This is a genomic window from Vreelandella zhuhanensis, from assembly GCF_009793355.1.
Taxonomy (GTDB): Bacteria; Pseudomonadota; Gammaproteobacteria; order Pseudomonadales; family Halomonadaceae; genus Vreelandella; species Vreelandella zhuhanensis.
On sequence record NZ_WTKP01000001.1, the window covers coordinates 117,116 to 137,015 of the forward strand.

The following is a 19,900-nucleotide window of genomic DNA, read 5'->3' on the forward strand; positions in this document are numbered from 1 at the left end:
GCCACATACTAATAATGAACAACACCGGGAGAACCTCAATGGCCAGAGTGCTAGTGGTCGACGATGAACCCAACATCGTACTCTCGCTGGAATTTCTGATGGAACAGGCTGGGTTTGATGTAGTCACTGCCGAAGATGGGGAAAGTGCCCTGGCATGCGTCAAGGACACAGTACCGGATTTGATTCTGCTCGATATCAGCTTGCCCGGGATCAGCGGCTTCGATGTCCTCGAGCAGCTTCGTGCTGACAGCGACAAGGCGCATTTGCCCATCATCATGCTTACCGCCCACGGCCGCGAGGTCGAACGTGAAAAAGGCATGGCATTGGGTGCCGATGATTACATCACCAAGCCATTTTCCACTCAGGCGCTGGTCAGCAAGGTCAAGGCGCTACTCGCCGAGACGGATAAATGACCTCACGCGGCCTGCCCAAACGTCAGAAGCTGATCGGCCTGTGGCTGGCTCTCAGCGGAGTCAGTATTTTTGGCGGTGCCGTTTTCGCCATGTGGCTCGACGCCCAGCTACAACCCGAAGGCATCACCCGCCTCGCGTTATGGCTAGGCAGTTTTTCCGGTGGCGGAACGATTTTTCTGGTGGGTTTGTTGCTCGAACGCATGCTGTTCACTCCCCTGCGTCACCTACAGGTGCAACTGGCCCGGCTGGTGGCCAACCCGGATGCCCGGGATGAATATCCCCCGGAAGGCTGGCTGAAAAGCCTGGGTCCCGATTTACGTCGCGTCAGAGAAAGCTGGCGTGCGGATCGTAGCCGTTTAGCCACGGCCCATACCGAAGGCGCCCGGAGCGCCGCCCGGATTCGTCAGGAACTGGAAACCTTGCTGCAAGTATTGGACACGCCGTTATTGCTGTGCGACCAACATCGCCGCTTGATGCTCTTCAACCAGGCTGCGGAAGATTTTTTCGATGGCAATACCAGTCTGGGGTTAGGCAAGCGCCTTGAAGCCCTTCTTCCGGTAGCCAGCCTACAGGAGGTGCTCAGCCAACTGCCCGCTGACGGTTCTCCACGCGAATTGTTGACTCCCTGTGAAGAACGTTGGCTGAGAGTGGTGCTGCGCCGGGTTCCCGGCAGTGATGGCGAAACCCTCCTGACCTTCAACGACGCCACCGCCGCCTGGTCGCGTGAAATGGGAATACGCGCCGAACTTGCCGAAATGCTGCCTACCCTGCGCCGCCACAGCGCCAGTTTGACCAGCGCCGCCGATGCCTTGATCCAGCTACGCGAACAGGGAACACAAAGCATAACGCTGCGTCAGCGTCTGGAAAGTGTCATCGATGAAGAAAGCCAGACCCTGGGCGAGAACGTTGCCCGGATGGGCGCACTGCTCGAGGCAATGCACCAGCAGGGCGAACGCCTTACACCCATGTGGTCCAATGATTTCTGGCAGGCACTCGATGAGCGCCTCGACCCGGAGCATCGCTTGATCACCCCGATCGGCATGCCGTCCTGGTTTCGCGGTGACGCCCCGGCCTTGATCGCGCTGCTGGATTCCCTGGTGCAGTATCTGAGCGCCTATCTGCCGGACAACGGGTTCGAGGGCGAGGTCTGTCTTGGCAACAAGCGGGTGTACCTGGATCTTATATGGCGTGGCAAGCCGATTCCCGAGCGTGAATTAGCCAACTGGTGCCAGCAAGACTTACCATCGCTTCCGCTCAACCCCAAGGTCAGCGACGTGCTGCGCCAGCATGCCAGCGATATCTGGAGCCTGGCCGACCCGGGTGGCGAATACGCCCGGCTGCGCCTGCCCTTGCCGGCTACCGAGCGCGTTGGTGCACCCCGGGGACAAACCCAACCCCGCCCGGAATTTCACGATTTCGGTATTGCTGATCTGCCGCCTCCCGATGAAGCCTTGGCCAGCCGCAGCCTGCGCAGCCTGGAAGTCGTCGCCTTCGATACCGAAACCACCGGGCTGGAGTTACGCCGGGGTGATAGCGTGATTAGTCTGGGCGCCTGCCGGGTGGTCAACGCCCGTTTGCTGGCAAGCGAGGTATTCGATCAGAAAGTCGATCCTAAACGTCCCATCCCGCCAGCCAGCACCGCAATTCACGGGCTCACCGATGCCGATGTCGCCGGGGCACCCCCGCTGGACATCGTCCTGGCACGCTTTCGCGATTACGTGGGCGAGGCCGTTCTGCTGGCGCATAATGCGGCCTTCGATATGCTTGCCATCAGCCAGAAGGGGGTCGATTTCGATATTCCTGTCCTGGATACCCTGCTGATTTCGCGAGCGCTCGACGAGGCTATCGATGGACACGACCTGGACAGCCTGGCCCAGCGTTACGACCTGGAATTTCCGCCCGGCACGCGCCACACTGCCTTGGGCGATGCGCGAGTTACCGCTGAGCTTTGGCTGGCCTTGCTACCCCGTCTGGAAGCGCGTGGCATCGACACCCTGGAGCAATTGCTTGCGCTTCAGTCCAATGCCTTCGACAAGCAGGACGCCAGCGCCTCATGAGTATCACACCTCAACATCGGCCGCGTCGCGTTCAGGAGCGTCTTGTCGCGCTGATCATCGTCGCTTTGCTGCTGTTCTGCCCGCCGTTGCTGTTGGTGATAGTCGCCCTGCCCGCCGCAGGATTGTCCTGGTTGCCACTGTATATTTTCATCGCCTGGGCCACGCTTATCGGCTTGACCGCCTGGTTGATGGAAGACGGTTCAAAGCACTGAAATGCGTACTGATCCGGTCATCTTAAGCGTTGCCTTCGGCTACCTGGCATTGCTGTTCGTGGTGGCGGCCTGGGGAGACCGGCGCGCCGAACAGGGTCGCTCGTTAATCGGCTCCCCCACCGTTTACGCCCTTTCGATCGCGGTTTACTGCACTGCCTGGACGTTTTACGGCAGTGTCGGCCGCGCCGCCGAGCACGGCCCCAGCTTCCTGTTGATTTACCTCGGCCCGACACTCGCCATGCTGATGGCGCCACTGCTAATACGCAAGATGGTGCGCATCGCCGCTCGCCAACGCATTACCTCGATCGCCGATTTCATCAGTGCGCGTTATGGCAAAAGCTCAAGCCTGGGTGCCCTGGTCGCCTTGTTCGCCCTGGTCACCATCACGCCCTATATCGCCTTGCAGCTGAAAGCCATCACCGTCAGTCATGCGGTTCTGGTCAATTATCCCGTTTCTGCCGATACCAGCCTGATCGATGAAGCCTTCTGGATGGACAAGTCCTTTTGGGTAGCCTTGGTGCTGGCGGTGTTCATCATCCTGTTCGGAACTCGGCACCTGGATGCCAGCGAGCGTCATGAAGGCATGGTTGCGGCCATTGCCCTGGAATCCTTGGTCAAACTCATCGCCTTTCTGGCGGTGGGCATCTTCGTGGTATTCGTCATGTTCGAAGGCCCTGGCGAGCTGTTCGGTCAGGTTGCCGCCACGCCGGAACTGGCCCAGGCCATGAGCCTTGAATCGGTTCCCGGTGGCGCCACCGGCTGGGTCGGGATGTTACTGCTAGCGTTTCTGGCATTTTTCACCCTGCCACGCCAATTCCAGGTGCTGGTGGTGGAGAATGTCGATGAACAGCATTTGAAGCGTGCCAGTTGGCTGTTTCCGCTTTATCTGCTGGCAATCAATCTGTTCGTGATCCCCATCGCCATGGCGGGTCTGTTGCTTGGCGGCCTCAGCGGTGACCCGGACAGTTTCGTGCTCACCCTGCCGCTTTCCACCGGTTCGGAAGGCTTGCCTTTGCTGGTATTTATCGGCGGGCTCTCGGCGGCTACCGGTATGGTGATCGTCGAGACCATTGCGCTTTCGACCATGGTCAGCAACCAGCTGATCATGCCGTTGTTGCTGCGCTCAAAACGACTTCATTTAGGCACCAAAGGAGAGCTGGCCGGATGGCTGCTGGGCATACGCCGGGTGGCGATCGTATTGATCTTGCTGCTGGGGTATCTGTATCACGCCCTGATCGGTGATGCCTATAGCCTGGTGACGATTGGATTGGTTTCATTCGCCGGCGTGGCGCAATTCGCTCCGGCGCTGCTTATCGGTCTTTATTGGCGTGGCGCCACCCATCAGGGAGCGACACTCGGACTTATCGCCGGCTTCATGGTATGGGCCTATACCCTGTTGATACCCGGCTTCGTTCAATCCGGCTGGTTGGATGCCGGCTTGATCAACCAGGGCCCCTGGGGCATTGGCTGGTTGCGGCCCTATGCCTTGTTCGGTCTGGAAGGCTGGGATATTTACACCCATTCCCTGCTCTGGAGTCTGTTGGCCAACGTCGGTCTGCTCGCCGGCGTCTCATTGTTCACTCGCCAGACGCCTCTGGAACAGACCCAGGCGGCGCTGTTCACAGAGGCGATGAATCCCAACCTTCAGGCTACCTCTCTGTGGCATGGCAAGACCACTCAGGGCGAGTTACGTGAGCTGCTGAGCCGTTATCTGGGCATACCCGCCACCCGGCGTGTGTTTGCCGTTTCAACCCACCAGGCCACGACATCGCTTTCCCCTACCTTGGACGACAATGAGCAACCGGCTTCCACCGAGCTTATCACGCGCGCCGAGCAGGCCTTGGCCGGCTCTTTGGGCAGTGCTTCGGCCCGTGTGCTGATCAATTCAGTGGTGCGCGGTGAAGCTCTCGACCTGGAATCGATTCTCAGCATTCTCGACACTACCTCGCAAACGCTCGAGTATAATCGTCGCCTGGAGCAAAAATCCCAGGAGCTGGCGCGTATCGGCGAGGAATTGCGCGGCGCCAACGAGCGACTGCGGGAACTCGACCGTTTGAAGGATGAGTTTGTGGCCATGGTCAGCCATGAGTTGCGCACACCACTGACCTCGATACGCGCCTTTGCCGAAATCCTGCGTGACGGCGAGAACCTTCCCGACGAGAAGAGACGTCATTTTCTAGGCGTTATCGTGCATGAAAGCCAGCGCCTGTCGCGGTTGATAGAAGAGATTCTCGATCTGGCGCGACTGGAAAGTGGACGCCTGACCTTGAACCCCCAACCGCTGGATCTGGCGCACCTGGCACGCCACAGCGTGGATGCCATCGCGCGGCTGCAGGAAAATCGTGGGGTCAGGTTGAGAATGCAATTGGAGGCGGAACCAGCACCGATCATCGGCGATCCAGATCGCCTCGAACAGGTCATCATCAATCTACTCGACAATGCCGGCAAGTTTGCCGATGACACAGCCCCTGAAGTGTTGCTGAGGGTTTACCGCCACAAGAAACACTATCGTCTGAGCGTGGAAGACAACGGCCCCGGCATCAGTGAAGACGAACGCGAACGCGTGTTCGAAAAGTTTCACCAGATTCAGCAGCACGAAGAGGAAAAAACTCGTGGAAGACCCAAAGGCAGCGGTCTGGGCTTGCCGATCAGCCGAGGTATCGTGGCACAACTCGGAGGGCGTCTCTGGGTGGAAGATGGCGCTTCCCTAGGCGGCGCCAGCTTGATCATGGAGCTACCCGAAGCACCGCCGAAAGAGCCTGCGTCTTCGGAAAAGCCAACCGTCACCTAACGACGATGCGCCTGTTCCTGAGCGATACTCACCAGCCGCTTGATCTGCTGAAGATCGAACTTGAGCATATGCCGTTGATCGTCCCGCAGCCGTGCCATATCCACCCAGCCATCCGCCATCTGCCCCAGCGTAAGGTTGCGACGTTGCTGGTCGAGAAGCAGTTGTTGCAAGCGCTCGAATCCCGCCCGCAAAGTGCTCGCCTGCGAGGTCGAAAGCGCATCGCACTGGCTACCCAGCACTATCAAGCGCTTGTGGGTGGATATCTCTCGACAGCCATACACCAGAGCCAGTAAACGCACCGCACTGACCAGTGGCATCAAGCCTTGGCGCTTGAGATTCAGGGCATTTTCATGCGGTGCCTGAGCATCGTGAATCGCATTGATTCGCCCCAACCTATCCAGTGCCACAGGCAGTTCATTGAGCAGCGCCGCCATTTCATCCAGGAACAACTTGGCCACAGGCAATAGCGTCATCACACTGTCGCCTAGCCGGGTTGCCAGGCCTTGCTCGCCATATACCGGAAAAAAGTCCAGCAGGATATTGGTCTGCTGCACCCTTTTGACACGCCTATCATCGCTCCACAAGGCAAGCTGCTCGTGCCATTCATGCGCACGCTTACGCCACATTGGCCAACGCGCCATCACATGCCCATGACACAGGGGAATTCCTGCCTCATCCAGCCGTTGAGTAAAACGTTCACCCAGCGCCTGAAAGTAGCCATCAATTTCAAGGTGGCGTGAGTCAGGATAATCCTCGATGATCATGGCATTGTCTTGATCCGGCCCCAGCAGGCTTTCGTGACGCGCAGCCGAGCCCAGGGTCAAGACACAGAACGACACCGGGGGCAAACCCCAGCCCTGTCCTTGCATTTCATTGAGAGAAAGTGAAATGGCTTCGCGGTAGAGCCAGTCGTTATGGTCACTGATGACTTGGCTGATCCGCCAGGCAGGCAACTCATAACGCACCAGAACATCCACCAGGTGAGGTTGCCAGGCGTAAGCATCGGCAAGCTCCCTGACGTCCAACAAGGATTGTGTGGAAAAGAGGCTTGCCAGCGGCCCCATGAAAGCCTGCCGGTTGAGTTGGCCATGCTCCGAAAAAAGCGCCCGCCAAGGGGAAGCCCGATGCATGAGACGCATGCGCTACTCCTTCGCGGACGTTTTAGTTGCCTTCGGGGGAGCTTGCTTGAGGGGATGAGCCTTGCTGACGGGGATCGAGCTCGAACATCCCATCGCCGACTTCATCGATATAACGCTGCGCCTTGCTCACCATCAAGGCATCGCAGGCTTCGCGTCCGGGAAGGCTGTCGGAACGTTCAAATCGATGTTCGAGCGTATGCCCCTCTGTCTGCGGATATTGGATCCAGCCACTGACCCGAAACTGCCCACCTTGCTCTTCAGGCTGCGAGATGATCAGGTAGCCCTTGTAGGCCACCGGCTCGGCCGCTTCGGGGCTTTGTGCATTGCTTTCGGCGTTGAACAAGCCGGAAAAAAGTTTTTTCAGCATCCTACCCTCCATGTCGCCGGCTGCATCGGCGGGCAACCCCACCGATGCAGAGGCATCAAGGCAACGGATCAGTCTTGCAGGCGACCCTTGCCGGCAGCGATACGCAAGCGCAAGGCATTGAGTTTGATGAAGCCTTCGGCGTCTTTCTGATCGTAGGCACCGGCATCATCTTCAAAGGTGGCAATCGACTCATCGAACAGCGATTGCTCGGACTTGCGGCCCACCGGAATCGCATTGCCCTTGTAGAGTTTCATGCGGACCACGCCGGAAACGTTTTTCTGCGTTTCATCGATCGCCGCTTGCAGCATCCGGCGTTCCGGGCTCCACCAGTAGCCGTTGTAAATCACTTCGGCGTACTTGGGCATCAGCTCGTCTTTCAGGTGCGCTTCTTCCCGGTCGAGCGTCAGGGATTCAATCGCTCGGTGAGCGCGCAGCATGATGCTGCCGCCCGGTGTTTCGTAGCAACCCCGCGACTTCATGCCCACATAACGGTTCTCGACGATGTCCAACCGGCCGATGCCGTTGTCACCACCCACCTTATTCAGGTGTTCGAGTACCTCGTGGGCTTTCATGGCGGTGCCGTCAATCGCCACGATATCGCCTTTTTCGAACGTCAGCTCAACGTAAGTCGGCTGATCCGGCGCGGCTTCCGGAGAGACACTCCAGCGCCACATGTCTTCCTCGGCTTCGGTCCAGGGGTCTTCGAGAATGCCGCCCTCATAGGAAATGTGCAGCAGATTGGCATCCATGGAATACGGCGATTTTTTCTTGGCACTGGAGAAATCCACGGGGATTTCGTGCTGCTCGCAGTAGGCCATCAGCTTTTCGCGGGACGTCAGGTCCCATTCGCGCCAGGGGGCGATTACCTTGACACCGGGCTTGAGCGCATAGGCGCCCAACTCGAAGCGCACCTGGTCGTTGCCCTTGCCGGTGGCGCCGTGAGAAATGGCGTCGGCACCGGTCGCGTTGGCAATTTCGATCAGGCGCTTGGCGATCAGCGGACGGGCGATCGAGGTGCCCAGCAGGTACTCACCTTCATAGATGGTGTTGGCCCGGAACATCGGGAAGACATAATCGCGCGCGAATTCTTCACGCAGGTCTTCGATGTAGATTTCCTTGACACCCAGCTTTTCCGCCTTGGTACGCGCCGGTGCCACTTCTTCCCCCTGGCCGATGTCGGCAGTAAAGGTCACCACCTCGCAGTTGTAGGTTTCTTGCAACCACTTGACGATAACGGAAGTGTCAAGACCTCCTGAATAGGCCAGCACTACCTTCTTGACATCGGACATTCTCTGCTCCTTCGTTCACCGGAAACCGACACCCTGATAGCGGTGTCAGGACATTGGGATAAACCCCAAGTATAGCGCTCTGAATGCTCAGCGAATACCGCCGACGACGATCCTGCATCAAAGCTGCTAGAATCGATTACCGAGGCGCGGATTCGCGCCACTCATCATCCGCCGACTCGTTACCCCGCCTCACAAGGAGAGCTGCATGAGCGAGGCAATCGCCCGCGACTTAATGGCCCAACGTTTTCGCAGTTATTTGCCGGTCGTGATCGACCTGGAAACCGGCGGTTTCAATGCCCAAGGGGATGCAATTCTTGAGATTGCCGCGGTCACGCTGACCATGGACCCGGAAGGCAATCTGCTACCCGACGCCACCTATTCCTACCACACCCACCCCTTCGAGGGGGCCAATGTGGAGCAGTCGGCGCTCGATTTTACCGGGATAAACCTGGATGATCCCTTGCGGAGTCAAGTCGCGCTGACCGAAGCTCAGGCCCTGGGAGAGATCTTTCGCCCGGTACGCAAGGCACTCAAGGCGCATGGCTGCACAAGGGCGGTGTTGGTTGGCCATAACGCCGCCTTTGACCATGGTTTCCTGAATGCGGCGGTGAATCGCTGTGGCATCAAGCGCAATCCGTTTCATCCGTTTTCGAGCTTCGACACCGCCTCTCTGGCCGGACTGGTCTATGGCCAGACCGTACTGGCGCGTGCCTGTCGAGCCGCAGGTATCGAGTTCGACAACCAGGCAGCACATTCAGCGCGTTACGATACCGAACGCACCGCTGAGCTGTTTTGCGCCATGGTAAATCGCTACAAGGATCTGGGTGGATGGCAACTGGCCCAGCGTGAACAGGGCATGGAAGACACCGACTGAGCGGATGCAGGCACCCAGGCTTTGCGCTAAACTCCCGCATTTTGGCCTTTCGCCTTGCAGTGCAGCACCGGTTCGATTGCCTTTACTAGCATTGTCGTTATTAACATTATCCTTATTAACATCGTCCTTACTACCGTCTTTACTGTCTCAGGAGCATCAGACGTCCCCATGGCCCAGCACAATGCCTTTTATGCCCAATCCGGCGGCGTTACCGCCGTAATCAACGCCACTGCTTGCGGTGTCATTGAAGCCTGCCGCCAGGCGCCCGACCAGATCGGCAAGGTCTACGCCGGCCACAATGGGATTATCGGCGCCTTGACCGAGGACCTGATCGACGTCAATCAGGAAAGCGATGAGGCAATCGCCGCCCTGCGCCACACCCCGGGCGGGGCGTTTGGGTCCTGTCGCTACAAGCTCAAGGACATCGAAACCCATCGCGCCCAATATGAACGTCTGATCGAGGTATTCAAGGCCCATGACATTCGTTATTTTTTTTACAATGGGGGCGGCGATAGCGCGGATACCTGCCTGAAGGTCTCTCAACTCTCAGAAAAAATGGGTTATCCGTTAACCGCTATTCATGTGCCCAAGACCGTGGATAACGATCTGCCGGTGACCGATAACAGCCCTGGGTTCGGCAGCGTCGCCAAGTATATCGCCACCTCCACTCTTGAAGCGTCTCTCGACATCGCCTCGATGTGTGCCACCTCGACCAAGGTGTTCGTGCTCGAAGTGATGGGGCGCCATGCAGGCTGGATTGCCGCCGCGGGCGGGCTGGCCGGTGAAGCGGAAGGCGAGCCGCCGCATATGATCATCTTTCCGGAAGTGGCATTTGACCGTAAGAAAGCGATGGCGCGAGTGGATGAAAGCGTCAAACGCTACGGTTACTGCGTGATCGTGGTCTCCGAAGGGGCTCGCTACGAAGACGGTACCTTCCTTGCCGATGCCGGCAACACCGATGCGTTCGGCCACCGTCAGCTGGGCGGTGTGGCACCCACGCTTGCCGGTATGGTCAAGCAGGACCTGGGCTATAAATACCACTGGGCGGTCGCCGACTACCTTCAGCGCTCCGCACGGCATCTTGCGTCAAAAACCGACGTTGAACAGGCCTATGCAGTCGGCCGCGAAGCTGTCGCACTGGCGTTGGCCGGCAAGAATTCGATGATGCCGGCGATTCGCCGTATCAGCGAAACGCCCTATCAGTGGGATATCATTGCGACACCGCTGGCCGATGTCGCCAACCGCGAAAAATTCATGCCGCCCTCGTTTATTACCGAGGATGGTTTCGGCATTACACCGGATTGCCGTCAGTATCTGCTGCCCTTGATCCAGGGCGAAGACTTCCCGCCGTTTGAAAACGGCTTGCCCAAGGTCGCTCGTCTTTCGCTGACCCTGGCGGAACGCAAACTGCCTGATTTCACGCTCTAATTTTGATCGAGACCTTTCTTTGCACGGAGGCACTGACTAGCGCAGCAGCCAGGAAAGCACCAACAGCAATAATAGAATACCGGCCACACCCTGCCAGAAGCGGCGTGGCTCACGGCTTTGCACCTCATGATCTTCCTTGCGCCCCAGCGACACCTGCAGGGCATGCAGAAACTCCGACATTCGACGAAAGCGCAGCGCCCGTTGCGGGTCCAAGGCTCGGCGCAACGCATCATCCAGAGCCTGGGTGATCTCGGGATTGAAACTCCGCGCACTGCGATAGCTCAGTTGCTCCAGATCGGTATGGCTGCGCAACCGATTGGGGGTCAGGACGTAAGGCAGCTCACCGGTCAATAACCAATAGGTCGTCGAGGCCAGGGCATACTGGTCACTGCGCCTTCCCAAGCCGTCCCCAAGCGCATACTCCGGCGCGCTATGTTCGTTGATACCGACTTGCCCGAGCAGCTCCCGAGACTGGCGCTGATTGTCTATTTCACGAAAATGGCAGGCACTGAAATCCGCCAGCACCACCTTCCCATGATTATCGATCAACACATTGTCAGGATGAATCTGCTGATGCAGCACATCACGATGATGCAATGCCTTGACGGCCTTGCCTAGTTGATTGGCAATATCCAGACGCTGGTTCAAGCTCGCCTGAGGATGGCGTTCGGCCCATTGACGCAACGTCTCGCCCTCCACGTGCGCCATGAGATAGTACAGATAGCGACGTGGCCGGGAAGGCTCCATGACCCGCACCACAAAGGGTGAATTGATTCGCTCCACCACCCATTGCTGTAACAGAAAGTGCTCCAGATAGGCATTGCGCAACGAAAGCTCCGGACTGGGGGCCTTCATCACCATTTCGCGCTCAGTATGAATATCGCGCACCCGGTAGACACGTGATTGGGCGGTTCTAGAAAGCACCTCCTGCACTTCCAGCCCATCCAGGCGTTCACCGGGCGATAGCTCCGGCGGAATTGGCAAATCACCGTACAACCGGCCGGGATGATCCTCCTCCTCTTCGGGCAGCTCATCGATTCGCACCAGCTGAAAGCAGAACTGGTCACCACCATAGCCACGGTCCTGGGCCCGTGTCCGAGCTTCATCCGCCAGACGGTCACAGGCAGCGTCCAGATCACTGGCATCCAACCGAATCAGACGCACATAATCGGAAGGCAGTAAGGTGCCGCGCACCGCCTGAGTCGTGAACAGGAAAATATCCCCCTGCTTGAGCGGCATCCGGCTGTAGTCAATCTCCAGGCTGCAATCCATGCCCAGCGCTCGAGAGGGATAACGATAGCCCCCGAGATCAGTCACATGGTCCTGCGAAAGTTGCTCGAACTCAGCCCCACGCAGGCGAAATACCAAGGTATCACCCATGTGAAACAGATGTGCCTCACGCCCGCGGAATACCAATGCGGAAAGCGAGGAAACGAAACTGCCTTCCTTGACATGCTGACTCTGGCTGTAACACCAACTATTGAGTGACCGCAGCACCCGGGTGGCTGATGTTTTAACCTCCCAGTGGTCGGGAGTGGAAAAATAATCAGCCAGAAAGCCTCTTACACTCAGGTCGCCGGCTTGCTTGGCCATGACATTGCGCGACACGGAATCACTGATCACCGCACATGCCCCCTTGGCTCGCAACAAGGTCGGCTCCGGCATCCGCACCGCCATCGAACTGCGATGTTTTCGCCGTTCCGGTGCCACGAATGCCTGGCCGTAACTCAACAATAACTGGGCATGTGCCAAGCCATCCTCCTCGATTTAACAGCAAATGCGCCTAATTTACCGGCGATTGCACCTGACAGTGGGCATCATGATACACGTCGTTGCCTGGAAACGATGCTCCCAGCCCCACTCACTATCCTATCTATCGCCAGCTTATTCATCCCAACCTATGTCGCATTGGTAATCCCGCAGTCATGTTCGTATAATCCTTGCCAATTAACGCCGACTCGCGCACTCCTCGAGCCCCTGCAACAGCAAGGAATTCACGATGAACTTCGATAACATTCCCGCCGGTAAAGAACTTCCCAATGACGTCTACGTGGTTATTGAGATTCCGGCCCATCATTCGCCTATCAAGTACGAGATCGACAAGGACATGGGCGCCTTGCTGGTGGACCGCTTCATGGCCACCCCGATGTTCTACCCGGCCAACTACGGATTTATTCCTCACACCCTGGCCGATGACGGCGATGCCCTGGATGCGCTGGTGGTAACACCCCACCCTGTTCAGCCCGGCTGCATCATTCGTGCTCGCCCGATCGGCATTCTCAATATGACCGATGAAGCCGGTGAAGACGCCAAGCTGGTGTGTGTACCTCACGCCAAGCTGAGCAGTCTTTACGACGACGTTCAGGAAGTTACCGACCTTCCCGAGCTTCTGCGCCAGCAGATCGCCCACTTCTTCGAGAACTACAAGGATCTCGAAAAAGGCAAATGGGTCAAGGTCGAGTCCTGGGAAGGTGCTGAGGCCGCGCGCAAAGCAATCGAAAAATCAGTGATCGCTTACGAAAAAACCTGAATTAAGCTGATTTTCGAGATTGAATGTCGCTATGGAAGCCGCCCAAGGGCGGCTTCCATGTATTAAATCGCTAGAAAAGACGCTCCCGCGACATGAGCGCGCATCGCCTGCGTATTGCGCCTGGCTGCGGTATTCTGATGCAGTTGAAGGGAACCTCCCGAGCTTATGTATTTCGAAAGCACGCCGGCTTTTGGATAATGAGCATTAAAAACGTTGAGTTTTAAATGCCCAAGTCAGCAATGCCTAAGTCAGCTACCCTGTCAAGCTTTCGGTTTGAGGAAACGCTGTGTCGATAGTTAAACGTCTTACCTGCCTGTTACTGCTTTTTGTTCCGCTTCTGGCTCAGGCTCAATGGTTCAATTCGTCGGGTGGCGAGGATGATTTCCTGCCTGTGATGCAAGCATTTCAGCCTAGCGCCTGGCATGACGGAGAGACGTTATATATCGGCATGCAAAGTGCCGAAGGGTATTACCTCTACCGGCACCAGTTCGCGGTGGAAAGTCTTGATGAAGAAGTCATCCTAGGTGAACCTCAGCTACCGGAAGGCAACTTCACCACCGATGAATTTCTAGGCGATGTTTACGTCTTCCGCGACACCCTGGTCTTCGAGACACCTTTACAAGACAGCCACTCCGGGCCATTCGAGCTGCAACTGACCTTTCAGGGCTGTGCGGACGCAGGCCTCTGCTATCCGCCGGAACGCACCACATTGCAGGCGGCTCAGACCCGTGCGCCCCCCGCCTTTACCGACTGGACTCCCCAGGCATCGTCTTCTTCTGCGGTTAAGCAATCATCACCGAGTCGAGACAGCAACAGCTTTGCTCCCCCGCAAAGTGAAGACGGTCGTTTCAGTGCACTGATACATGACGCCAGCTTACCGCTGGCGTTGGGGCTGTTCTTTCTCGCCGGGCTAGGGTTGACGTTCACTCCCTGCGTACTCCCCATGATTCCGATTCTTTCCTCGATTATTGTCGGCCAGAATCCTTCACGACCCAGAGCTTTCGTGCTTTCGGCAAGCTACGTCCTCGGGATGGCCTTTACCTACGCCTTGGTGGGCGTCTTGATGGGATTGTTCGGTGCCGGGCTCAATTTGCAGGCTCACCTGCAATCCGCACCGGTGCTGATCACCTTCAGTGTCTTATTCAGTCTTTTTGCCCTGGCCATGTTCGGGGCGTTTGACCTGCGCCTTTCTCCCCGGCTGGCCGGGCGCATCGATGCTTGGCAGAATCGTGCCCAACGCAGCGGGCCTGCCGGGCTTGCCGTCGCTGGCGCGCTTTCGGTGCTAGTGGTCTCGCCTTGCGTGACCGCACCGCTGGCCGGCACGCTTGTCTTCATCTCCAGCACCGGCGATGCCTTCATGGGCGGTGGCGTACTGCTGGCGCTCGGCCTAGGCATGGGTGTGCCGTTGCTATTGGTCGGCACCTTCGGCGCTACCTTCCTGCCGCGCTCCGGCGCCTGGATGAATGGCATCAAGATCACCTTTGGCATCTTGCTACTGGGCGTGGCGATATGGATGGTGGAGCGCTTGCTTCCCGCCGCACTGATCATGCTTCTTTGGGCGGCATTGGCTATCGGTACGGCTCTGGCGCTGGGTGCCTTGACCTTCAATCAGCCCCAAGGGTGGCCGCGCGTACGTCAAGCGCTCGGCATTGTGTTGCTGACTTGGGGCGTCGTGCTGCTTGTCGGGGCCGCCCAAGGGGGCCATGACCCACTACGCCCTCTAGGCAACCAAATGGCGGGCAGCACAGAGGGAAACGCCAAAGCGGTGCCTGTTGAAGCCATTACCGTGAACCGCCTCGACGCCTTGGAACGGGAACTGGCACGCGCCCAGCAGCAAGGACGCCCAGCGTTCGTGCATTTTACTGCCGACTGGTGCATTTCCTGCAAACTGATGGAGCGCAATGTCTATCCCGACCCGAGGGTTGTTCAAGCCATGGCACGCTATGTACGAATCAATGTGGACGTTACCCAGACGGACCCTGTCAGCCGTGAATTACTCGATCATTTCAGTCTTTTCGGCCCCCCCAGCCTATTATTCTTTCATGCCGGCGAGGAAATTCGTGATGCGCGAATTCAGGGCGAGGTGAATGCCGACCACCTGAGCGAGCATCTGGATAATCTGAACACCTGGCTGGCCAGCTAGCTTCAAGTCGTTCGCCAGAGCGACCCAACGCACAATCTTCGCCAAACGCACGCCAAAAGCACATATCAGGTCATGCTCTTGCACGACTGGACATCATGGGTATTTTTCGGCAAACTCGGCTGCCATATTTCAAGGTAAAGTACGGCTTTTAGAGCGGACTACCAAGCAATGTGCATCATCTTGCAGGTTTCTCTTCAAATTTGATGCCGGTTTACTGCGAGTTTAGAACTCGTTCCAACATGACGTAATCATGGGCCATGCCTTGTTCAACCCATGAAGCTACAGTCGCTACCACCTAACTGGGATAATGAGATGGATATTCGCAAAGTCAAAAAACTGATTGAGTTACTCGAAGAATCCAATATCAGCGAAATCGAAATTCAGGAAGGTGAAGAATCCGTTCGCATCAGCCGACACCCCAATGGCACCAACTGGCAATCGCAGCCGATGCCGCACTATCCGGCACCCACTTCACCCATGCCTGCGGCACCCATGCCTGCAGATGCCGAGCCGGCAGAACAGCAATATCGTGGCGAAGCGCTCAAGTCACCCATGGTAGGCACCTTCTACCGTAGCCCGGCGCCGGGTTCCAAATCGTTTGTCGAAGTTGGCGACACCGTCAAGAAAGGCGACACCGTCTGTATCGTGGAAGCCATGAAAATGATGAACCAGATCGAAGTGGATCGCGACGGTGTCGTGGAAGCCATTCTGGTCGAGGATGGCGAGCCGGTCGAATTCGATCAGCCGATGATCGTGATTGCCTGATCTTTCATTTCTGACACGGGTGTATTCTCCCATGCTCGACAAGGTACTTATCGCCAATCGTGGCGAGATTGCTCTGCGCATCCTGCGGGCCTGTAAAGAACTGGGCATCAAGACCGTTGCGGTACATTCCAAGGCGGACCGCGAGTTGATGCATGTTCGCCTGGCGGATGAGGCTGTCTGTATCGGCCCCGCCTCCTCGGCCCAATCCTATCTCAATATCCCGGCGCTAATCAGCGCGGCCGAAGTGACCGACGCAAGCGCCATTCACCCCGGCTATGGCTTTCTTTCAGAAAATGCCAACTTTGCCGAACAGGTGGAACGCTCCGGCTTTACTTTCATCGGACCGCGCGCCGACACCATTCGCCTGATGGGCGATAAAGTCAGTGCCATCGAATCGATGAAAAAAGCCGGTGTACCCACGGTGCCGGGTTCCGACGGCCCTTTGGGTGACGATGAAAGCGCCACTCTGGAAACCGCGCAACGCATTGGCTACCCCGTCATCATCAAGGCCGCTTCCGGTGGTGGTGGACGCGGCATGCGGGTGGTGCATACCGAAGCCCACCTGCTTTCCGCGGTCAACATCACCCGTACCGAAGCCCATTCGGCGTTTGGAGATGGCACGGTATACATGGAGAAATTCCTGGAAAAGCCACGCCACGTGGAAGTTCAGGTACTTGCCGACGGCCAGGGCAACGCTATCCATCTGTATGACCGTGACTGCTCCTTGCAGCGTCGTCATCAGAAAGTCCTCGAAGAAGCCCCCGCCCCCGGCATCGATCCCGAGGCGCGCGCCAAGGTGCTCGAAGCCTGTCGCCAAGCCTGTATCACGCTCAATTATCGTGGCGCCGGCACGTTCGAGTTTCTTTACGAAGACGGTAAATTCTTCTTTATCGAAATGAACACTCGTGTTCAGGTCGAGCATCCGGTCACCGAAATGGTCACCGGTGTGGATATCGTCAAGGAGCAGTTACTGATTGCTTCCGGCCAGCCACTTTCCTATCGCCAGGAAGATATCACGCTCAACGGCCACGCTTTCGAATGTCGTATCAACGCCGAAGATGCCCGTACCTTCATGCCGTCTCCCGGCAAGGTCACCTTGTATCACGCCCCAGGCGGCCTGGGTGTGCGCATGGACTCGCATCTTTACACCGGTTACACGGTACCGCCCCACTACGACTCCCTGATCGGCAAGCTGATCACCTGGGGAGCGAGCCGCGACATTGCCCTGACCCGTATGCGCAATGCACTGGACGAGCTGTTGGTGGAAGGCATCAAGACCAATATCGATTTGCAGAAAGACCTGGTGCGCGACGGCTACTTCCGCCAAGGCGGAGTCAACATCCATTATCTGGAAAAAAAGCTCGCCTCCTAGCTTTTCGTACCAAACCTAGCTGGCAAGTGTCGTCGTCTTATCGCTCGTTTCATAGGGAGATCACCCATGGCCTGGCTGCAGTTGAAAGCCCACGTCGCGCCGGAGCAGGCCGACCGTCTGGAAGAGTTGCTGCTTGCCGAAGGTGCCACCGCCATCAGCTTGCAGGACGCTCACGACGATCCGGTATTCGAGCCCGAGCGGGGCACCACCCCCTTATGGCAGGACACCATCCTGACCGCGCTTTACGATGACCTGGAAGCGGTGGACAGCATGCTCGAACGGCTGAACGCCGCCTGGTCCGTACAGCTGCCGCAAGAACCCTGCCCGGAAATCGAGTATGAATTGCTCGCCGACCGCGACTGGGAGCGAGAGTGGATGGACGACTTCCAGCCGTTGCGGATGGGTCAGCGTCTATGGATCGTACCCAGCTGGCACGAACCACCCGACGCCGAGGCGGTCAATCTGGTGCTCGATCCCGGCCTGGCCTTCGGCACCGGAACCCACCCTACGACGGCCTTGTGCCTGGAATGGCTGGATTCCCTGGCCGTCAACGGCGAGCTCGAAGGCAAGCGGGTACTCGATGTAGGCTGTGGCTCGGGCATTCTGGCCATTGCCGCCCTGAAATTGGGTGCCGCCCATGCCCAGGGCACCGATATCGATCCCCAAGCACTTCAGGCCAGCCGCGATAACGCCCTGCGTAACACATTGCCGGAAAGCAGCTTGACACTGTGCTACCCCGAACAGCTATCCGGCGATGTTTATCCGGTCGTGCTGGCGAATATCCTGGCAGGGCCGCTGATACAACTGGCCCCTACGATTGCCGGCCACGTGGCCGCGGGCGGCTACCTGGCACTTTCGGGAATTCTGGCCCATCAGGCTGATGAGGTGATCACCGCTTACAGGGACCAGGGCTTGATCATGGACGATCCTGTCATTCGCGAAGGCTGGGCACGCCTCACCGGGCATCGCGCTGTCCTGAACTGAACCGACTTTCAAGCCAAAGGAACCCCGTTGCTGGACAGCAGAGCAGACGCTTCGGCCTTCACCCTGCTGCCCAGTCGGCGTATCATATGTTTCCTTGAAACCCACCTGCCCTTCAATTACATAGCTACTAATGCCATGAGTCTTGCAAGCCCTGCCTTACCCGCCATTGGCCCTTATGCGCTGCCCAACCGGGTTATTCTAGCGCCGATGGCCGGTGTCACTGACCGCCCGTTCCGTCAATTATGTCGGCGCCTGGGGGCTGGGCTGGTGGTGGGGGAAATGGTGACCTCAGACCCCAGCCTTTGGCATACCCGCAAATCACGCCTGCGCATGGATCACCAGGGCGAACCCTCGCCGCGCATCATCCAGATCGCCGGCGGCGATGCAGCCATGCTGGCCGAGGCCGCACGCCTCAATGCCGCTCAGGGTGCCCAGATCATCGACATCAACATGGGCTGCCCGGCCAAGAAGGTCTGCAACAAGGCAGCGGGATCGGCCTTGTTGCGTGATGAAGCTCTGGTGGCCGAAATCCTTGAAGCGGTGGTTGCTGCCGTGGATATTCCCGTTACCTTGAAAATTCGCACGGGCTGGTGCGAACAGAGCAATAACGGCGTAGTGATTGCGTGTCTTGCCGAGCAGGCAGGCATACAGGCCCTTGCCGTCCATGGCCGGCATCGCCAGCAGCGCTACACCGGGCAAGCCGAATACGACACCATCGCCGACATCAAATCCCGGGTGTCGATCCCGGTATTCGCCAATGGCGATATCGACAGCCCCGAAAAAGCTGCCGAAGTGCTGGCTTATACCCAGGCCGATGCCCTCATGATCGGGCGAGGCGCTCAAGGCAACCCTTGGATTTTTCGCCAAATCGAATATTTTCTGGTCCATGGCAATCACGTGGCGGCGCCCTCTTTGCGCGAACGCCGCACTGTCCTGAGCGAACACATTAGCGCTCTGCATACATTTTACGGCAGCCATATGGGTGTGCGTATCGCGCGTAAGCATCTAGGCTGGTATCTAATGGCTGACCCCCAGTTTAGCCCCACTCAGCAACACAGCCTCAAACGTCATTTCAATGCCATTGACACGCCCCTTGCGCAACTTGACTGGATTCAGGCCGTCATGGCTGAGGACCCCAGTTCGCGTCTATTACCCAAAGGAAGCCATGCCGCATGACACACCGCCAAGCTCTGTCGAGTGCGCCGTCTTCCAGTGATACGCCGGAAACGATGGCGACATCCCCCCTCGCACCACGCCCTCAGCCTCTTCGTGAAGCGGTCGAAGTGTCCATGCGACGTTACTTCGAACATCTTGACGGTAGCGAGGCAAGTGATCTTTACGCCATGGTAATGGCGGAAGTCGAAGCTCCCTTGCTGGCCTGTGTGCTGGAACACACCCAAGGCAATCAGACGCGCGCCGCCAACGTATTGGGGTTGAACCGCGGCACCTTGCGCAAGAAGCTGAAACATTACGGACTCATCGACAGTGAAGCGCCCTGATCGCAAATTGACGCGAGCCAGGCCTTTGCTTTCCTTT

General features: G+C 57.8%; 17 protein-coding genes. 13 read left to right on the forward strand and 4 right to left on the reverse strand.

Annotated features, from left to right (window positions below; all coding sequences use genetic code 11):
• Positions 1-38 precede the first annotated feature (38 nt).
• From GPM19_RS00485 to GPM19_RS00500, 4 genes are read left to right on the forward strand one after another with little or no spacing between them, the layout of a single operon-like run.
• On the forward strand, positions 39-413 hold the full coding sequence (locus tag GPM19_RS00485; protein WP_160416940.1) for a response regulator transcription factor: 375 nt from the start codon (positions 39-41) through the stop codon (positions 411-413).
• Complete coding sequence (locus GPM19_RS00490; RefSeq protein WP_160416941.1) at positions 410-2,470, forward strand: 3'-5' exonuclease; 2,061 nt, start codon at positions 410-412, stop codon at positions 2,468-2,470. The genes GPM19_RS00485 and GPM19_RS00490 overlap by 4 nt, the downstream gene beginning before the upstream one ends.
• Positions 2,467-2,682 carry a hypothetical protein gene (locus GPM19_RS00495; protein ID WP_160416942.1) on the forward strand — a complete coding sequence of 72 codons (216 nt, stop codon included), beginning with the start codon at positions 2,467-2,469 and terminating at the stop codon, positions 2,680-2,682. Before GPM19_RS00490 ends, GPM19_RS00495 begins: the two co-directional genes overlap by 4 nt.
• A gap of 1 nt (position 2,683) precedes the next feature.
• Positions 2,684-5,473: a sensor histidine kinase gene (locus GPM19_RS00500; RefSeq protein ID WP_160416943.1), complete on the forward strand. Its 2,790-nt coding sequence runs from the start codon at positions 2,684-2,686 to the stop codon at positions 5,471-5,473.
• Here GPM19_RS00500 and GPM19_RS00505 read toward each other — a convergent pair.
• The 3 genes from GPM19_RS00505 to GPM19_RS00515 all read right to left on the reverse strand — a co-directional run bounded on the left by GPM19_RS00505 (position 5,470) and on the right by GPM19_RS00515 (position 8,268).
• Positions 5,470-6,612, reverse strand: a complete 1,143-nt coding sequence (locus GPM19_RS00505) for a DUF294 nucleotidyltransferase-like domain-containing protein (protein WP_160416944.1) — start codon at positions 6,610-6,612, stop codon at positions 5,470-5,472. The genes GPM19_RS00500 and GPM19_RS00505 overlap by 4 nt on opposite strands.
• A 22-nt stretch (positions 6,613-6,634) precedes the next feature.
• Positions 6,635-6,979, reverse strand: coding sequence for an HlyU family transcriptional regulator (locus GPM19_RS00510; protein WP_160416945.1), 345 nt, complete (start codon positions 6,977-6,979; stop codon positions 6,635-6,637).
• Positions 6,980-7,047: 68 nt separating this feature from the next.
• Positions 7,048-8,268, reverse strand: a complete 1,221-nt coding sequence (locus GPM19_RS00515; protein WP_160416946.1) for an argininosuccinate synthase — start codon at positions 8,266-8,268, stop codon at positions 7,048-7,050.
• 205 nt (positions 8,269-8,473) lie between these two features.
• Here GPM19_RS00515 and rnt point away from each other — a divergent pair, with 205 nt between their 5' ends.
• The gene (rnt, locus tag GPM19_RS00520; protein ID WP_160416947.1) at positions 8,474-9,142 is read left to right on the forward strand and encodes a ribonuclease T; all 669 of its coding nucleotides are present in this window, start codon (positions 8,474-8,476) and stop codon (positions 9,140-9,142) included.
• Positions 9,143-9,310: 168 nt separating this feature from the next.
• Positions 9,311-10,570 carry a 6-phosphofructokinase gene (locus GPM19_RS00525; RefSeq protein ID WP_160416948.1) on the forward strand — a complete coding sequence of 420 codons (1,260 nt, stop codon included), beginning with the start codon at positions 9,311-9,313 and terminating at the stop codon, positions 10,568-10,570.
• 36 nt (positions 10,571-10,606) lie between these two features.
• Here GPM19_RS00525 and GPM19_RS00530 read toward each other — a convergent pair whose 3' ends face one another.
• The gene (locus GPM19_RS00530; protein WP_160416949.1) at positions 10,607-12,322 is read right to left on the reverse strand and encodes a bifunctional protein-serine/threonine kinase/phosphatase; all 1,716 of its coding nucleotides are present in this window, start codon (positions 12,320-12,322) and stop codon (positions 10,607-10,609) included.
• A 247-nt stretch (positions 12,323-12,569) separates the two neighbouring features.
• Between GPM19_RS00530 and ppa the strand changes: the two genes are divergently transcribed.
• The 7 genes from ppa to fis all read left to right on the forward strand — a co-directional run bounded on the left by ppa (position 12,570) and on the right by fis (position 19,863).
• Positions 12,570-13,100 carry an inorganic diphosphatase gene (gene ppa / locus GPM19_RS00535; RefSeq protein WP_160416950.1) on the forward strand — a complete coding sequence of 177 codons (531 nt, stop codon included), beginning with the start codon at positions 12,570-12,572 and terminating at the stop codon, positions 13,098-13,100.
• A 286-nt stretch (positions 13,101-13,386) separates the two neighbouring features.
• The gene (dsbD, locus tag GPM19_RS00540) at positions 13,387-15,243 is read left to right on the forward strand and encodes a protein-disulfide reductase DsbD (RefSeq protein ID WP_160416951.1); all 1,857 of its coding nucleotides are present in this window, start codon (positions 13,387-13,389) and stop codon (positions 15,241-15,243) included.
• 312 nt (positions 15,244-15,555) lie between these two features.
• On the forward strand, positions 15,556-16,008 hold the full coding sequence (accB, locus tag GPM19_RS00545; RefSeq protein ID WP_160416952.1) for an acetyl-CoA carboxylase biotin carboxyl carrier protein: 453 nt from the start codon (positions 15,556-15,558) through the stop codon (positions 16,006-16,008).
• 31 nt (positions 16,009-16,039) lie between these two features.
• Positions 16,040-17,380 carry an acetyl-CoA carboxylase biotin carboxylase subunit gene (gene accC / locus GPM19_RS00550; protein WP_160417242.1) on the forward strand — a complete coding sequence of 447 codons (1,341 nt, stop codon included), beginning with the start codon at positions 16,040-16,042 and terminating at the stop codon, positions 17,378-17,380.
• Positions 17,381-17,446: 66 nt separating this feature from the next.
• Positions 17,447-18,364 carry a 50S ribosomal protein L11 methyltransferase gene (prmA, locus tag GPM19_RS00555; protein ID WP_160416953.1) on the forward strand — a complete coding sequence of 306 codons (918 nt, stop codon included), beginning with the start codon at positions 17,447-17,449 and terminating at the stop codon, positions 18,362-18,364.
• 135 nt (positions 18,365-18,499) lie between these two features.
• Positions 18,500-19,540, forward strand: a complete 1,041-nt coding sequence (dusB, locus tag GPM19_RS00560; RefSeq protein ID WP_160417243.1) for a tRNA dihydrouridine synthase DusB — start codon at positions 18,500-18,502, stop codon at positions 19,538-19,540.
• Positions 19,537-19,863: a DNA-binding transcriptional regulator Fis gene (gene fis, locus GPM19_RS00565; protein ID WP_202114619.1), complete on the forward strand. Its 327-nt coding sequence runs from the start codon at positions 19,537-19,539 to the stop codon at positions 19,861-19,863. The genes dusB and fis overlap by 4 nt, the downstream gene beginning before the upstream one ends.
• Positions 19,864-19,900 lie beyond the last annotated feature (37 nt).

Coding starts and splice junctions, on each gene's coding strand:
- GPM19_RS00485 (WP_160416940.1), top strand. CDS start 39: ATGGCCAGAGTGCTAGTGGTCGACGATGAACCCAACATCGTACTCTCG.
- GPM19_RS00490 (WP_160416941.1), top strand. CDS start 410: ATGACCTCACGCGGCCTGCCCAAACGTCAGAAGCTGATCGGCCTGTGG.
- GPM19_RS00495 (WP_160416942.1), top strand. CDS start 2,467: ATGAGTATCACACCTCAACATCGGCCGCGTCGCGTTCAGGAGCGTCTT.
- GPM19_RS00500 (WP_160416943.1), top strand. CDS start 2,684: ATGCGTACTGATCCGGTCATCTTAAGCGTTGCCTTCGGCTACCTGGCA.
- GPM19_RS00505 (WP_160416944.1), bottom strand. CDS start 6,612: ATGCGTCTCATGCATCGGGCTTCCCCTTGGCGGGCGCTTTTTTCGGAG.
- GPM19_RS00510 (WP_160416945.1), bottom strand. CDS start 6,979: ATGCTGAAAAAACTTTTTTCCGGCTTGTTCAACGCCGAAAGCAATGCA.
- GPM19_RS00515 (WP_160416946.1), bottom strand. CDS start 8,268: ATGTCCGATGTCAAGAAGGTAGTGCTGGCCTATTCAGGAGGTCTTGAC.
- rnt (WP_160416947.1), top strand. CDS start 8,474: ATGAGCGAGGCAATCGCCCGCGACTTAATGGCCCAACGTTTTCGCAGT.
- GPM19_RS00525 (WP_160416948.1), top strand. CDS start 9,311: ATGGCCCAGCACAATGCCTTTTATGCCCAATCCGGCGGCGTTACCGCC.
- ppa (WP_160416950.1), top strand. CDS start 12,570: ATGAACTTCGATAACATTCCCGCCGGTAAAGAACTTCCCAATGACGTC.
- accB (WP_160416952.1), top strand. CDS start 15,556: ATGGATATTCGCAAAGTCAAAAAACTGATTGAGTTACTCGAAGAATCC.
- accC (WP_160417242.1), top strand. CDS start 16,040: ATGCTCGACAAGGTACTTATCGCCAATCGTGGCGAGATTGCTCTGCGC.
- prmA (WP_160416953.1), top strand. CDS start 17,447: ATGGCCTGGCTGCAGTTGAAAGCCCACGTCGCGCCGGAGCAGGCCGAC.
- dusB (WP_160417243.1), top strand. CDS start 18,500: ATGAGTCTTGCAAGCCCTGCCTTACCCGCCATTGGCCCTTATGCGCTG.
- fis (WP_202114619.1), top strand. CDS start 19,537: ATGACACACCGCCAAGCTCTGTCGAGTGCGCCGTCTTCCAGTGATACG.